The sequence below is a fragment of the Sinorhizobium fredii USDA 257 genome (assembly GCF_000265205.3).
Classification (GTDB): Bacteria; Pseudomonadota; Alphaproteobacteria; order Rhizobiales; family Rhizobiaceae; genus Sinorhizobium; species Sinorhizobium fredii_B.
The window spans coordinates 104428-120255 of record NT_187163.1 but is presented as its reverse complement, the minus strand read 5'-3'; the positions used below and the strand labels follow the sequence as shown (position 1 = coordinate 120255).

The 15828-nt window shown below is 59.4% G+C and carries 10 protein-coding genes; 3 read left to right on the top strand and 7 right to left on the bottom strand.

What is annotated here, in order from left to right:
• Positions 1-43: 43 nt before the first annotated feature.
• Positions 44-1564 (top strand): bifunctional aminoglycoside phosphotransferase/ATP-binding protein, encoded by a 1521-nt coding sequence (locus USDA257_RS30890; RefSeq protein WP_037461162.1) that lies wholly within the window; start codon positions 44-46, stop codon positions 1562-1564.
• A gap of 14 nt (positions 1565-1578) precedes the next feature.
• Here USDA257_RS30890 and USDA257_RS30885 read toward each other — a convergent pair whose 3' ends face one another.
• Both USDA257_RS30885 and USDA257_RS30880 read right to left on the bottom strand, forming a co-directional pair.
• Positions 1579-4269 (bottom strand): cation-translocating P-type ATPase, encoded by a 2691-nt coding sequence (locus USDA257_RS30885; RefSeq protein WP_014857930.1) that lies wholly within the window; start codon positions 4267-4269, stop codon positions 1579-1581.
• A 14-nt stretch (positions 4270-4283) separates the two neighbouring features.
• The gene (locus USDA257_RS30880) at positions 4284-4958 is read right to left on the bottom strand and encodes a BON domain-containing protein (protein WP_015633538.1); all 675 of its coding nucleotides are present in this window, start codon (positions 4956-4958) and stop codon (positions 4284-4286) included.
• Between the two features lie 148 nt (positions 4959-5106).
• On the opposite strand from USDA257_RS30880, the gene USDA257_RS30875 reads away from it, so the two are divergent.
• Positions 5107-5562, top strand: a complete 456-nt coding sequence (locus tag USDA257_RS30875) for a pyridoxamine 5'-phosphate oxidase family protein (RefSeq protein ID WP_014857928.1) — start codon at positions 5107-5109, stop codon at positions 5560-5562.
• A gap of 60 nt (positions 5563-5622) precedes the next feature.
• Here USDA257_RS30875 and USDA257_RS30870 read toward each other — a convergent pair whose 3' ends face one another.
• From USDA257_RS30870 to USDA257_RS30860, 3 genes are all read right to left on the bottom strand, one after another.
• Positions 5623-6456, bottom strand: a complete 834-nt coding sequence (locus tag USDA257_RS30870) for a universal stress protein (RefSeq protein WP_014857927.1) — start codon at positions 6454-6456, stop codon at positions 5623-5625.
• Positions 6457-6739: 283 nt separating this feature from the next.
• On the bottom strand, positions 6740-7564 hold the full coding sequence (locus tag USDA257_RS30865) for a universal stress protein (protein WP_014857925.1): 825 nt from the start codon (positions 7562-7564) through the stop codon (positions 6740-6742).
• A gap of 76 nt (positions 7565-7640) precedes the next feature.
• Positions 7641-10340: a bifunctional acetate--CoA ligase family protein/GNAT family N-acetyltransferase gene (locus USDA257_RS30860; protein ID WP_014857924.1), complete on the bottom strand. Its 2700-nt coding sequence runs from the start codon at positions 10338-10340 to the stop codon at positions 7641-7643.
• Positions 10341-10512: 172 nt separating this feature from the next.
• Between USDA257_RS30860 and mgtA the strand changes: the two genes are divergently transcribed.
• Positions 10513-13137: a magnesium-translocating P-type ATPase gene (mgtA, locus tag USDA257_RS30855; RefSeq protein ID WP_014857923.1), complete on the top strand. Its 2625-nt coding sequence runs from the start codon at positions 10513-10515 to the stop codon at positions 13135-13137.
• 28 nt (positions 13138-13165) lie between these two features.
• Here the strand turns inward: mgtA and USDA257_RS30850 are convergent, their stop codons facing one another.
• Both USDA257_RS30850 and USDA257_RS30845 read right to left on the bottom strand, forming a co-directional pair.
• On the bottom strand, positions 13166-15043 hold the full coding sequence (locus tag USDA257_RS30850; protein ID WP_014857922.1) for a PAS domain S-box protein: 1878 nt from the start codon (positions 15041-15043) through the stop codon (positions 13166-13168).
• 10 nt (positions 15044-15053) lie between these two features.
• On the bottom strand, positions 15054-15803 hold the full coding sequence (locus USDA257_RS30845; RefSeq protein ID WP_014857921.1) for a Crp/Fnr family transcriptional regulator: 750 nt from the start codon (positions 15801-15803) through the stop codon (positions 15054-15056).
• Positions 15804-15828: the final 25 nt, after the last annotated feature.

The window sequence follows — 15828 nt, the reverse complement described above, 5'->3', positions numbered from 1 at the left end:
CAGATCGGCGAGACAGTCCCAGCCGGACAGAAAGGCGCCTTTTATGATTACCCAGGATCAGGCGGAGGTCGTCGCCTTTTTGAGCGCGCCTCACGTGCGTGGCGCGGATAAGGTGGAGATCATCGAGACGCACATCTCTTGCATCTTCCTTTCCGGCGATCGCGCTTACAAGATGAAGCGAGCGGTGAAGCTGCCCTATGTAGATTTCTCGACGGCGGAATTGAGGCTTGCAGCCTGTGAAAAGGAGGTGGCTCTGAACAGCGCCACTGCACCGGGCTTGTACCTCGGCGTGCGGCGGATCATGCGCGGCCGCGATGGCCGGCTTTCTTTCGACAAGGGCGACGAGCTTGTCGACGCGGCCATCGAAATGGTCCGTTTCGATCAGGCGGCGTTGTTCGATCGCATGGCCGTTGGCGGCAAGCTTGATGCCGAACTGATGGCCCGGACGGCACGCATGATCGCCCGCTTTCATAAGGGGGCCAAGATCGTTCATCAGGGACCCGGCTCCGCGAACATTGCCGCCGTGCTCCGTATTAATGCCGCCGGTTTTGCCACGAGCCGGCTATTCGACCCCGTCGAGCTTGCCGATTTCGAACAAGCTTTCGAGCGCAACCTGGTAGCTTATGCACCGCTTCTCGATGCGCGTGAGGCCGCAGGCAAGGTCAGGCGATGCCACGGTGACCTGCATCTGCGCAATATCTGCCTGTTGAATGGCGAACCGCGGCTGTTCGACTGCATCGAGTTCAACGACCAGATTGCCACTATCGATACGCTCTACGACCTTGCCTTTCTGCTGATGGATCTTTGGCATCGCGGTTTTCCGCAATTCGCCAATCTGGTCATGAACCGGTATCTCGACGAATCGGGCGACGAGGATGGCTTCGTGCTGCTGCCTTACTTCATGGCGATCCGCGCTGCCGTGAGGGCGCATGTCACAGCAACCCAGATTGAAGAAAGCGGCGAGCGGTCGGACGCGCTCGCCGTCGAGGCTCGATCCTATTTCGACCTGGCGCTCTTCCTGCTGGAAAAGAGGTCGCCCCGGTTGATCGTCATTGGCGGATTGAGTGGTTCCGGCAAAACGACTGTGTCAGAGATATTGGCTGCGCAAATCGGTTCGCCTCCGGGCGCGAGAATTATCGAAAGCGATCGTATCCGCAAGGCGATGTACGGAGTTGTGGCCGAAACGCGACTCTCTGCGGACGCCTATCGTCCGGAGATTTCCGAGAAGGTCTACGGCGAGATGGCGTGCCGCACATTCTCGATCCTGCGCGCAGGAGGATCCGTGGTCGCGGAAGCCGTCTTCGACAAGTTCGCCAATCGTCAGCGCATCGAGGCGGCAGCGAGCGAGGCACATGTGCCATACACAGCTATCTGGCTGGACGCGAGCCCATCCGTCCTTCGCGGCCGCGTTGCCGAAAGGACCGCAGGGCCCTCCGATGCGGATCTGAATGTCCTTTGCCGGCAACTGGCTTACGACGTGGGGGACCTTGATTGGCACCGGATGGATGCCGATCGCTCGGCGGACAACATCGTCGCGGATATCCTGAAGCTCAGCCGTGATTGACTGTGGTGCTGAACTCACGAGGCGCGCATGTCGGCGGGCCTGCTGCGGACCCGCCATTTGTCGAATTCCATGACGAAGAAGATTGACGATGCGGCTAGGAGCAGCATCGCCCATTCCAGCAGCGATATGGGCGACAGTCGCAGGACCTCTCGCAACCAAGGGGTATACATGGCGGCGATGTGGAGTGCCTGTGCCGCTACAATAGAGGCAAGCAGAAGGGGATTGGCAAGGAACCCTAGCGCGAAAATGGATTTGCGCTCGGAACGGCTCGTGAGGGTCTGGAAGTTCTCGAAAAGGACGAACAACAACAGCAGCAGATTGCGGGCTTCGGTTTCGCCATAACCCTGCTTCAGCAGAACGTAGAACATCGCGAAACCTCCCGCGCCCATAACGAGCGTGGATTGCCATATGCGCCGGATCATTAGCCGATCGAAAATCGGTTCGGACGGCCGGCGCGGCGCGCGGCTGAGCTCGTCGCCCTCCGGGTTTTCGCTGGCCAGCGCAATGTCCTGGATGCCGTTGGTCACGAGATTGAGCCAGAGCAACTGCACGGGAAGAAGTGGCATAGGCATGCCGAGGGGAATCGCCAGCAGGAACAGCAGCAGTTCCGCAGCACCTGTCGACATCAGCATGAAAATGACTTTGCGAATGTTGGCGTAGGCGACGCGGCCCTCCCGGATGCCGCTGACGATCGAGGCGAAGTTGTCGTCGGTGATGACGATGTCGGCGCTTTCCTTGGCGACCTCCGTGCCCTTGCGCCCCATCGCCACGCCGATATGCGCGTGCTTCAGCGCCGGCGCATCATTGACGCCGTCGCCGGTGACGGCGACGAAATGCCCGTTGCGGGCCAGCGAGAGGACGATCGCCAGCTTTTGCGAGGGGGCAACACGCGCATAGATGCGACCATCGCGGGTCAGCCCGTCGAGACTTTCCTGTCCCTTTTCCTCGGCCCTGCGGACTTCTTCGCCGGTGACCACCTGATTATCGGTGAAGATCAGTCCGGCCTCTGAGGCAATTGCCGCCGCGGTTCTCGGGTCGTCGCCGGTGACCATCGCCACGTCCACGCCTGCTGTGTGGCAATCGCGAATTGCTTGCGGTACCTCCGGCCGCACTGGATCCTGCATTCCGGCAAGGCCCAGGAAGACCAGATCGACGAGGAGATGCCGGCCGAAGCCTCCATCTGCCTCGATCGCCGTCTCGCCCTCCGCGAAGGCCAGCACCCGCAGGCCACGCGCGGCCATCTCTACCTTTTGCCTGAGGAGGAGCTCCCGATCGATCGGTTCGGCACGACCAGCCATATCCATGCGGTCGGCCATGTCGATCAAGGTTTCCGCGGCGCCTTTGACGAAGATGCGAATACTGTCTGCGTGGCGGTGGAATGAGGCAGCATATTTGAGGTCCGGCTCATAGGGAATGCGGGCGACGAGAGGATAGTCGTCCTCGATCGCCTCGCGCGGCAGCCCTGCCTTGTGGGCGGCTGCCAGCAATGCAACATCGACCGTATCGCCGACGGCGGTCCAGCCGTTCGCTTCCTTGACGAGCGATCCTTCGTTGGGCAGCGACGCGGCCTTAAGCAAGGCAATGGCACGTTTCCGCGCCTCTGCGGGAGGGGTTCCGTCGCCCCGGATCGTGCAGGCGTCCAGATCAGCACCCGTATCGCAGACGATATCGGTGCCGTCCGGCAAGCGGATATCGGTCACGGTTAGCTCATTGAGCGTCAATGTGCCGGTCTTATCGGTGGCGATCATGGTGCAGGAGCCAAGCGCTTCGACTGCCGGCATTCGGCGTACGATGACGTGTGCTTTGGCCATACGGCGCATGCTGATTGCCAGCGCGACCGAGATCGCTATCGGCAGGCCTTCAGGGATCGCGCTCACCGCGAGGCCAACGGACATCATGAACAGCTCGTTGAGCGTCATCGCGCGCGCAATTCCAACAAGGACGAGAAGAGCGATGGCAGCCGCGACGATCCAGGCGATGAGCTGGGAGAAGCGTTCCAAACGGATCATCAAGGGAGGCTTGGCAAAGGATGCCTTGCCGATTTCGGCGGCAATCTTTCCCATCTCCGTGGTCGCACCGGTCGCGACGACGACGCCGCGTCCGCGACCACGCGTGACGAGCGTGCCCGCGAACGCCATGGGGCGCTCGCCCTCTCCGGGAGCAGCCTGGACCGGACCGGATTTGTGCACCGGTGCTGATTCGCCGGTGAGCAGGGACTCGTCACAAACGAGATCGGTCGCCCACAGGAGCCTGATGTCGGCCGGCACGCGTCCGCCCGCCTCAATGGCCACCCTGTCGCCCGGCACTAGGAGCCGAGCGTCGATTTCCCGCAAGCGTCCATCGCGGATGACGTTCGCATACGGCTGTTCAAGCCGGCGCAACGCCAAGGCGGCTTTGGTAGCGGTGTGCTCCTGCAGAGACCCGATGATGCCGTTCGCGATGAGTACGATGCCGATGAACAGCGCATCTTGCAGATCGCTTAATAGGAGAGATACCAGTGCCGCAGCCAGCAGAATGTAGATCAGAGGGCTGCGGAACTGGCGCACGAAAGTGATCGCGAGCGAGGAGGCTCGCGGTTCGGGAAGGCTGTTCGGGCCAAATTGCGCAAGCCGAAGGCGAGCCTCCTCTTCTGTAAGTCCGACACCCTCGCTACCGACAAGGGCTTCCCTGCGCGAAGTAAGATCGGGGAGGGTCGCGTAGGTCATCCGAAGCGCTCCATTCAGGAATTGAATCGGCCCTTGGGTTCTTCGATTGTCAAGTGATCCTCAACCGCCGTCACGCCTCGTGCCGACCAGGCCGCTCGCTCCGCCATGATCCTTTCGCGCCGGCTTTGAACCTTCCCCCGCAAGGTGACATGACTGCCGGATACTTCTACGTCGATGTTTTCGGCTTCGATCTCAGCATTGCGTTTGAGCGCCTCTCTGATGCCATGCCTGATGTCGAGCACATCCAGCATGGGACGGATCCTGAGGCGGTTGTCGATACCCGTGATGCCCGTCAAGCGACGCACCAAGCTCTCGGCTGCAGAGCGCTGGAAATGAAAGTCGACCGTTCCCTCCAGGGTCACATAACCGTTTTCGACCTTGACTTGGATGTCCTTGAGGTCGGCGATTGCGGCTCCCCAAGCAAGGATTTTTACCACGCGGCTGGCGATCTCGTCATCGGCAGCCTTCTTGTTCTCTGGCAAACGCACGACAATTTCCTCGGCGATCGCGCGTACGCCCTTCACTCTTTGGGCAACCCGTTCGGCAGTGTGTTTTTCCTCAAAGCTGTGAACGTGGCCGGTCAGAGTGGCGATGCCGTCTTCAACCGTCACGCCGATGTTCGCAGCGTCTATGCTGGGTTCATATTCGAGTTCATCCAAAATATCCTGGCGTAGGCGAATGTCGCTCATGATCGTCTCCTTCCTCTCAGCCAGTAGCCAAACGATGGTATAAGTATTGGCCATTCCCGACCAACGGTCTTTGAGGGACGTCAAGGCACGAACGCCCGATGGAGATTTAACCTCAACTCATCGGTCCACGTCTTAAGGAGGGGAGATCATGCTCATCAAGGAATTGTCCCGTCACGAATGCAATAGCGTGGTCGAGGCCGCTCACGTGGCTCGTCTTGCCTGCTGCAAGGAAGGAAGACCTTATATCGTGCCCGTCACTTATGCTTACACTGGCAACTGCCTCTATTGCTTTTCGATGCCTGGTCAGAAGATCGACTGGATGCGCGCCAACCCGCATGTGTGCCTTCAAGTCGATGAGTTTTCAGGTGAGCGCCGATGGAAAAGCGTCCTGGTTTTTGGTCGTTACCAGGAGTTGTCGCACGAAGGGCGCTGGCAGAGAGAGTACATGCATGCTTGGTCGCTGCTAGAGTCGCGGCCAAATTGGTGGGAGCCGGGTGGATTGAAGCCCGCACCACAAGGCGTCGTAGCAGCTTCGCCGCATATTTTCTTCAGTGTCGACATTGAAGACATGACTGGCCGAGCCGCATTCGAAGGTGAAGCATGACCGCAAGCAGGAAAGCGCAGCGTAATGCGGGGCCTTCCTTTCGATTTGGCAGGCAAGTGTTCAGTGCACCATCAACACCGGTACAATGGGTGCCTCGATCATCGCCTTGGTAACGCCTCCGAATATCCTTTCGCGAAGACGTGTGTGCCCGTACGCCCCCATGACGATCAGATCGGCAGAGGTATCAATTGCATGCTGGTTGAGAACCTCGTCGACTCGGCGCCCTCCGCTCGCAAGCCGATCGACGGTCACTTTGATGCCGTGGCGAGCGAGGTAGGTGGCGACATCGGCACCCGGTTCGTCGCCGCTTTTGGTTGAAGCCGCGCTTGGGTCGACCAGAACGACATTCACTTCCTCGGCGCTCTCCATGATTTCCAAAGCTTCGCGGGCCGCTCTCGCGGCTTCCATGGTCGAGTTCCATGCGAGAACAATTTTCTTCGGACGCAAGGTGACGGATTGGCGATTGGTTGCGAGAAGAACCGGTCGCGCCGAATAGAAGAGCGCTCCGTCGATGGCACGCGCTCGCAACGGAGAATCCGTCTTCAGACTGGCGCCGATCAACGTAACGTCCGCATAGCGCGCGCGGTTGCCGACATCGTCGTCGGCCCATGCGGTCTCGCAGTAGATGCCATTTGCATCGAATGAGATCCCGAGGCCCTTCAGCGTTGCTCGGACTCTCTCCACCGCCTTATCTAGTTGCTGCATATCCTCGGCCCGTTCGTCGAGCCAAGCGACCGACATGGCCGCATACTCTCCGAGCGGAGGCGGAACGGCGAGCTTGACCAGGAGAACCGAAAGATGGGCATTTGCGGGAGCGCAGAGATCTGCTGCCGCTGTTAAATCATTCTCGTTTTGGTTCGCATCAATCACCAAAAGAACTGTCTTGTAGGTCATTTCCTTGCTCCTCCGAAGCCGATTAACACTCTCATAAGCAATGTACCCCACGTGACGACGGCCACATTGATCTCTCTCAAGAAGCTCCCGCCTGAGACTGCGGCACCAATGTTGCGAGTCCGTGCGGTTGAATGGGTCGGGTGCCGCGAAATCGCATCCAGACGACCTCTACCTTTCCCAACCCAGACGGGGCCAAAACACCGCTGCTGAAAACCGACGGGGCTGTCAGCAGTCTGAGCATCGCATAGAACGGGCACCTTTTTTCAATCTGACTCGAGGAACGTCAGCGGACCATCAACACCGGTACAATGGGTGCCTCGATCATCGCCTTGGTTACACCACCGAACACCTTTTCGCGAAGGCGCGAACGCCCATAGGCACCCATGACGATCAGATCGGCGGCGGTGTCCAGCGCATGCTGATTGAGAATTTCCTCGACCCGGCGTCCGGCGCTGGGAAGCCGATCGACGGTCACATGTATGCCGTGTCGCGAGAGATAAGTTGCGACATCCGCGCCAGGTTCTCCGCCGTTCCTGCGAGAAGCTGCCGTCGGGTCAACCAGTACGACGTTTACGCTTTCGGCGTTTCTCATCATATCGAGCGCTTCGCGAGCGGCCCTTGTGGATTCGAAGCTTGAGTTCCAGGCCAGGAGAATCCTCTTGGGAAGCAAAGTTACCGATTGTCGGTTTGTTGCAAGCAGGACTGGGCGCGCCGAATAGAAAAGCGCACCCTCGATGGCGCGCGTCCGCAACGAGGGATCCATGCTGGTCCCGATCAATGTAACGTCAGCGTAGCGTGCCCGCTCTCCAACCAGGTCGTCGTCCCATGCAGTTTCGATGTACTCGCCGGCTACGTCGGACGATATTCCAAGGTCCTTGAGCGTCGTTCGTGACGCCTCGATGGCCTTGTCGAGCTGTTCAATTTCGGCCGCCCGAATGTCGAGCCATGCGACCGAGAGAGCCGTATAGTCTCCGAACTGAGGCGGAGCGACCTTCACCAGAAAGACCGAGAGATGTGCGTTTGCCGCGGCGCAGAGATCCGCCGCCGCTGTCAGATCAGCTTCATGTTGGTTGGCATCGAGCACGAGAAGAACTGTCTTGTAGGTCATTGCTCTGGTCTCCCCAGGCGGCGTGGAATTCTGAAAGCCAATTTACGCCAGATGGGGGCCGCTACATTGATCCCGGTCAAGAAGCTCCCGCCTGAGGCTGCAGCGCCATTGTCGCAATCCTTAGGGTTGAATCGGCCGGGTGCGGTAAAATCGCAAATCCAAACTCGCGGCACATTCTGAGCATTTTCGAATTCTCACTCAGAATGAGTCCTTCGATTCGTTGCAGACCGTCGGCTGCAGCATAATCCCTCAGATGAGCCAGAAGAGCCCAGCCAAGTCCTTGCCCCTGCAGGTCGGTCCTGACCAGCAAGCCATATTCCGCGGCCTCGTGATCGGGGTCCGCGTAAAGTCTGGCAATCCCGGCAAGCGTGCCGCTTTGCTTGTCGAGAGCTACGAAGGCCATCTCGCGTTCATAGTCCACCTGCGTGAGCCTCACCAGCATCTTGTCCTGGAAGTGCTTGCGCGATGACAGAAAGCGAAGCCGGATGTCAGCCGCGGATGTCTTGGCAAGAAAATCCGGGTAGAGTGCGGCGTCTGCCGGTCTGATCGGTCGCAATTGGTAAAGCCGGTCAGCGAGCGTGACCTGCTTTTCCCAATCGCTCGGATAAGGGCGGATCGCGAGATCGCGATTGGGGCCGGGGCGCGCGACAGCCTGCGGGTCGATTTCGATGCGCGCGTCGAGCGCGATGACTCCCTCGGCGCTGGCGACCATCGGATTCAAATCCATTGAGAGCACGCAGGGAAAATCGACGATCATCTGCGATAGCGCAGTGAGCGCCTTGCAGATCGCTGCCCTGTCTGCGGCCGGCTCGTTGCGAAAACCGGCGAGGAGCCTCCCGATCCGTGTCCGATCGATCAGGTCGCCGGCGAGCATGGTGTCAAGCGGGGGAAGCGCCACTGCGGTGTCTTCGACCACCTCGACGGAAACGCCTCCCGATCCAAACAGAATGACCGGACCGAAGATTGGATCTCGGCTGATGCCCAGGATTAGTTCCCGCGAGTGTCCGCGTTCAATCATCGGCTGGACGGCAAAGCCATCGACAACGGCATCTGGGTCGTGGGCCTTCAGCCGCGCGACAATCGCCTCGGCGGCTTCTCGGGCGGCCATAGGGGTTAAGATATCGAGGACGACGCCGCCCACATCGGATTTGTGCGTGATCGACATCGAGATCAATTTGACGACGACCCTCGTCGCGTCCTCGAGAAGCGATGCGGCAACCCTTTCCGTCTCCTCCGGCGAGCTTGCGATGACGGTTCGAGGGACTGGAATGCCATAAGCCGCAATGACCATCTTGGCTTCGGGTTCGTTCAGCATATGGCGCCCTTCACCAGCCACCCGCTGCAAAATGGATTGGACGACTGCACGGTCCGCAGGCGCTTCGGCCGCCTGGCTAGAGGGCACCCGCAGAAGCGCCTCCTGTGCCTTCGACCATCTGGCGAGATAGGAAACCGCCAAGGCTGCATCGGACGGTGTGTCGTAGCTTGCCAGCCCGGCCTGCTGCAGCACATGACGACCCTCACGAGCGGTCAGGCCGCCCAACCAGCATGTCAGAACGGGCTTGCCCGAGATTGTCCCGGACCGCGCAAGGGAGGCGACGGCACGAGCGGCATCAACGGGCGAGGCAAGGGCTGTCGGGCAATTCATGACGATCAGGATGTCCACTCCCGGACCGGGAGCGACGATCTCGACCGCCGCCCTGTATCGTTCGGGCGACGCATCGCCGATTATATCGACCGGATTGGCGCGCGACCAATCGGCGGGCAGGATTCGCTCCAGGCAGCGTATGGTGTCCGGAGAAAGATCCGCGAGCTCGCACCCCAAGTCCACCAGCCGATCCACGGCGAGGACGCCGGCTCCGCCGCCATTGGTGACTATTGCGACACGGCTTCGCTCAAGAGAGGGAAAGCGCGCGATGGTTTCCGTCGCGTCGAACAATTCGCCAAGGCCTTCGATTCTCAAGATACCGGCGCGGTGCAGAGCCGCGTCCACGACCTTATCGGCACCTGAAAGCGCGCCGGTATGCGTGGCCGCCGCTTTGGCTGCCTCCACGTGCCGGCCCGACTTGATCGCGACAACCGGCTTGACCCGAGCGGCGGCACGAGCCGCCGACAGAAACTTCCGGGGATTTGGGATGGTCTCGAGATACATGACGATCGCCCGCGTCTTGGGATCGCCAGCCAGCAGGTCGAGGAAATCGCCGGCGTCAGCATCGGCCATGTCGCCGAGAGAAATGATTTTGGAAAAGCCGACGTTGTTGTCGGCCGCCCAGTCGATCAATGAAGTCGCGATTGCTCCGGATTGTGAAAGCAACGCGATGTCGCCTGGCTGAGCCTGCAAGTGCGCGAAGCTCGCATTGAGCTTCGCTGATGGGACGATGAGGCCTACGGTGTTCGGCCCGATGATGCGAAAGAGAAATGGTTTCGCAGCATCGAGCATCGCTCGTCTCAGACCTTGGTCAGCGTTGAGGCCCGCCGTGATGACCACCGCAGCGCGCGTTCCCTTCACGCCCAGCTCATGGATGAGCGCCGGCACGGTTTTCGGAGGCGTGACAACAATCGCGAGGTCGGGAACACTTGGAATGTCCGCTACACGGCGATAGCAGCGAAGACCTGCCACCTCGTCGTATTTGGGGTTCACGGGCCAGATTTCGCCCTCGAATGCTGCCGCCATCACGTTTTCGATGATAACCCGGCCAAGCGATCCGCTGCGCGTTGAGGCGCCGATAATCGCAAGCGACTTCGGATCGATGGCGTGATGAAGGTTGCGAATGGTCATGGCTTCACCTCAAACTACGTGACCCACCAGGATATTGTAGTGTTTCGATGGTGCGTTGATCGCGCTCAAAGCACGCAACCCTTTCTGGAAATTGACCTTCCGCAATGCATTCGCCATCGCAACGGTTCATCCTTGTCGAATTGCTCCAGACGAATGCCGACAGGAAGGCTCCATGGGATCCTTAGCATCCGAATATGGAGGAGGGACCGCCTATTGGGCCGCCCCGGCCTCTGATCTGATGGCTGAGTATGGCACCCGTGCAACGGGTTTGAGCAGCGCAGACGCGCGCGAACGTCTGCAGCGTTATGGGCGCAATTCCGTGACGCGGGGAGAGAGGTTTCTGGCCCTTTCCGTTCTGGTCCGGCAATTCCGAAGTCCGCTCATTCTTATCCTTGTATTCGCAGCCGGCATGTCCGCCCTGGTGGGTGAGCGAACCGATGCGCTCATTATCATTCTCATCGTTCTTGTAAGCTGCGCCCTGAGTTTCGTGCAGGAATACCGAGCGTCGCGCGCCGTAGAGGCGCTTCGCAGGCGCATCGCTCAAAAGGCGACAGTGCTCAGAGACGGAGGGCCGAGTGTGATTTCGGCGTTGGATGTCGTGCCTGGAGACATTGTTCGACTTTCCGCGGGCAACCTTGTGCCCGCCGACGGCATCATTCTCGAAGCACGCGACTTCAACGTGAGCGAAGCAGTCCTCACTGGGGAAGCTTTTCCAGTCTCCAAGTCTCCCGGAACGGTGGACCCTGGAACCTCGTTGTCGGGAAGGTCGAACTCGGTCTTTACCGGGAGCTCGGTCCGCAGCGGCACTGCAAGCGTCGTCGTGATCAGGACAGGTGACGCTACAGAATTCGCAGCGATTGCCTCGGCGGTTGCACGGCGCAGTCCAGAGACCGAATTCGCGCGCGGAATTCGCCGTTTCGGTTATCTTATGACCGAGATTATGCTGGTAATCGTTATTCTCGTCTTCTTCGCTAATCTGCTTCTTCAACGCGAACCGATCGATTCGTTGCTGTTCTCCATCGCACTGGCCGTCGGGCTCAGTCCCGAACTCCTGCCGGCTATCATCAGCATTACGCTCGCGCGAGGAGCGCGCACAATGGCCCAAAGCGGCGTCCTCGTCCGGCGTCTCGAGTCAATCGAGAATCTCGGCAGCATGAACATGCTGTGTACCGATAAGACGGGGACGCTCACCGAAGGTGTTGTGCACCTGGACGCCTCCCTCGACGTCGGCGGAGAATCTTCCCCGAGAATTTATTTGTGGGCGCGGTTGAATGCTTCCATGCAAACGGGGCTACAGAACCCACTCGATGAAGCGATCGTCTTGGCAGAAAATGCACCGCCTTCCTCGTCTCTTTACTCGAAGGTGGACGAGATTCCGTATGATTTCGTCAGAAAACGGCTTTCTGTCGTCGTCCGGAAGGATGGTGATCCTGATGGCGATCTGTTGATTTGCAAGGGCGCTGTCGAGAACGTGCTGGCCGTTTGCAGTTCGATTTTGGACGGAGACGCGCCCACAGCTTTCACGGACGCGGCGAGGCAGGCGATCGACGAGAAATTTCGCTCGTGGAGTGGTGGGGGCTACCGAGTGCTTGGTTTGGCCGTTCGCAAAATAGCACGTTCGCAAGCATGTGGTCGGCAAGATGAAAAGGGACTGTGCTTCGCCGGCTTCCTGCTTTTTCTCGATCCACCGAAGGCGGGCATCAGCGAGAGCCTCAAAGTTCTTGCGAAGCGCGGCATTGGCTTAAAGATGATTACGGGGGACAACCGCCATGTCGCCGTGCACCTGGCGAACACCATCGGACTGAGCTCGTCGAGAATACTGACGGGCGGCGAGCTGTCGAAAATGACAAGAGACTCGCTGTTCGCACGAGCGCCCGATATCGACCTCTTCGTCGAGATCGACCCAAATCAGAAGGAACGGGTGATTGAGGCGCTGCGCCGTGCCGGTCATGTGGTCGGATATCTCGGGGACGGAATCAACGATGCGCCCGCTTTGCATGAAGCCGATGTCGGCATCTCGGTCGATGGGGCCGTCGACGTCGCGAGAGAAGCCGCGGATATCGTGCTCTTGAAACGCGATTTGAATGTTCTTCTTCGTGGCATTGACGACGGGCGCAGGTCCTTTGCCAACACAATGAAATACATCTCCATCACGACCAGCGCAAACTTCGGCAACATGATCAGCATGGCCTTCGCCTCCATGTTTCTGCCGTTTCTGCCCCTGCTCGCCAAACAGATCCTTCTCAACAATCTCTTGTCTGATGTGCCGGCGCTCGCCATTGCAGGCGACAGGGTAGATCGCGAGGAAATGCGCAGCCCCCGCCGTTGGGATATTCGCTACGTGCGTCGATTCATGGTGAGCTTCGGACTGGTGAGCTCGCTATTCGACTTCGTCACCTTTGCCGCTCTTGTTCTGCTGGTAAAAGCGGAACCAGCGACCTTTCAAACTGCCTGGTTCATCGAGTCCCTGCTCACTGAGCTGGCAATCGTGCTGATCGTGCGCACGCGGTCCTTCTTCTGGCGGAGCAGGCCGGGCCGAATGTTGCCCTTCCTGACACTGACGACCGCCATCGCGGCCGTAGCACTTCCCTATTCACCTTTCGCGGGCTATTTCGGGTTCGTGCCGTTGCCTTGGCCGCTAATGACAGGTCTGCTGCTGATCACGGTGACGTACCTACTGGCTTCCGAGCTCACCAAACACTGGTTCACTCGGTGGGACAGTCGGCTGCACAGGAGGTCGTATGATCCTGCAGCTCGTGCTTCACGAAGAGCTCTGAGGAGGCCAGACTCGGCTTGACGAGCCTTGTCAGTTGCCACCTCGCACGTCAATCGAGCAGCTCTCGTAGCCGCAACGCCAGCTCTCTGGCGGTGTAGGGCTTTTGCAGCCAACTTCCTGCCGCCCTGCCGGCAGCGCTCGGCCCGGCGTAGCCCGACGTGAACAGCATTTTCACACTGGGTCTGAGTTCGCGCACATGCTGGGCTAACTCGTCGCCACTCATGCCGCCCGGCATTATCATGTCGGCAAAAACGAGAGAGACTTCCGGATGCTCCGACAGGAATTGAAGCGCCTGCGCACCGGCTTCCGCCTCAATAACGGAATACCCGGCATCGCGCAGTCGCGAGACTACGACTCGGCGCACCCGTGCATCGTCCTCGACGACAAGTATCGTCTCATGGCCCCTTGGAATCGGCTCTGTGGCCGCATCTTCTCCTGCGCCAACCTGGGCGGACTGGCTTGCTCCTCGAGTTGCGGGTAGGAAGAGGCGGACGCTCGCTCCCTGACCGGGCTCACTATAGAGCTGAATATGCCCTCCGGATTGCTTGACGAAGCCGTAGACCATGCTGAGGCCAAGGCCTGTTCCCGCACCGGTGCCTTTCGTGGTGAAGAAGGGCTCGAAAGCGCGACGCTTGATCTCTTCGGTCATGCCGACGCCCGTGTCCGTTACGGCAACCAGGACATAGTGTCCCATTCGCACCTCTGGGTACATCTGGGCGTAGTCACGGTCGAGGGCCGTGGTCGAAATCTCGATGGTCAGGCGGCCACCGTTTGGCATTGCGTCGCGCGCGTTCAGCCCCAGGTTCAGGAGGGCGTTTTGAAGTTGGGAGACGTCGATCAGGGCGAGATTACTGCTGCCCTTTACGATCGTTGATAATTCTATGGTCTCGCCCAGGGTTCTGGACAGAAGCTTCGAAAAGTTAGCGACAAGTTCTCCAACGTCGACGAGCTTCGGATTAAGAGGCTGACGCCGACCGAATGCCAGCAATTGTGCTGTCAACTTTGCTCCATCGTCGGCCGCCGCCTGAGCTTCTCGCAAGAGTCCTCTGAGCTTCTCGTCTTGCAGCCGGGCCTCTATCATCTCCAGATTGCCGGTGATCACAGTCAGCAGATTGTTGAAATCATGCGCCAAGCCGCCGGTCAGTTGACCAACGGCTTCCATTTTCTGGGCTTGCCTAAGCTCCTCCTCGACGCGCTGGCGACTGGTCAGATCTCGGATGAAGCCGGTGAATATGCGGCGGCCATTAGCCATCGCTTCCCCCACTGAGAGCTCCATTGGGAACGTTGTGCCGTCCTTTCGTAGGCCGGTGACGACCCGCCCAATTCCGATGATGCGCCGCTCGCCTGTGCGTAGGTAGTTGTCCAGATAGTGGTCATGCGCCTCTCGGTGGGGAGAGGGCATCAGCATATTGACGTTCAATCCAACCACTTCGCTCTCGGCATGTCCGAATAGCCGTTCCGCCGCCACGCTGAAGGAGGTGATCGTGCCTGTTTCATCGATCACCACCATTGCCTCGGGGACGGTATCGAGGATGGAGCGGAGATGTGCCTCTCGCGCCGCCAGATCGGCCTGAGCGCGTCTAAGGTTCGTGATGTCGCTATCAGTTTGCACGACGACCTGGTCGCTTGCAGAGGCCGTCTGCACCCATCGGCTAGTGACGAACACAGGTGTTCCATTGCTGTGTCTGTGTACCAACTCGCCCGACCATGCACCATGACAACTCAAGTGATTGCGGATTTCCTCGAGCGGCACGGGAAATCTGGTGGACAGAAGATCATGAACAATTTTGCCCTGCGCTTCCTCGCCCGACCAGCCGTAAAGCTGCTCACAGCCTTTGCTCCATTGCCGGATCGTTCCGTCGGGCGCGTGGACAATCACGTTGGCGCCGTCGAGAGCATTGATGATCTTGGATTCCCGTTTCTCCATCTGGCGTCTTTCAAGCGTTTGCGGATGCGTACCGACCAGGACGAGCGAGAGGGGGCATCCAGTGCTCGCCTTCGTCGCCCTCGGCCAGCAGTCGAAGCGGTTCCATCTTCAAGACCTTGATCGAGCGGCGTCCTGCTGCCGCGATGATACCGCCGTTTGCAAGCTTTGTTATAGTGCGAGATACGGTCTCGATCGTCATGCCAAGATAATTGGCGATATCGAGGCGGGTCATGGGGAGGTCAACAATGGCACGATGCTCCGAGTTCCCTCTCTCCTTCATCAGCAGCAGGAAGTTGGCAAGCTTCTCCTCGGCACTCCTGCGTGAAAGAAGGACGGCTTGATCCTGCGCAGCAGTCATCTCATCGCGAAGCTTGGAGAATAGCTGCTCCTGCAAGCGTGGATCGCGGGCCACTTCGTCTTCAAAGCGGCGACGAGGGAAGCGGCGAAGTTGCACCGGGGAAATTGCCTCGACCGTGTAAAGATATCGCTCCTTGAGCGACACACCCAGGAGATCTCCGGTGCGTAAGAAGCCCACGATAATCCGACGGCCGTCGCCAAGCAGACGCAGCGCTCGCAGCATTCCATCTTCGACTTCGAAGATATGCGTGGCTTCGTCACCCTCCCAAAAGATGGCTTCACCGGGCTCGAATCTTTCGAGCGCTTGTCGGCTGAAAAGGCAAGAAAGATCCGCCGAAGGCAAGCCCACGGAACCCGCGGTCGCCGCGTGACCATCCTTGATGCTTAGGACCTGAACGCTCATGACTCCCTCCATCATTCATGATGGA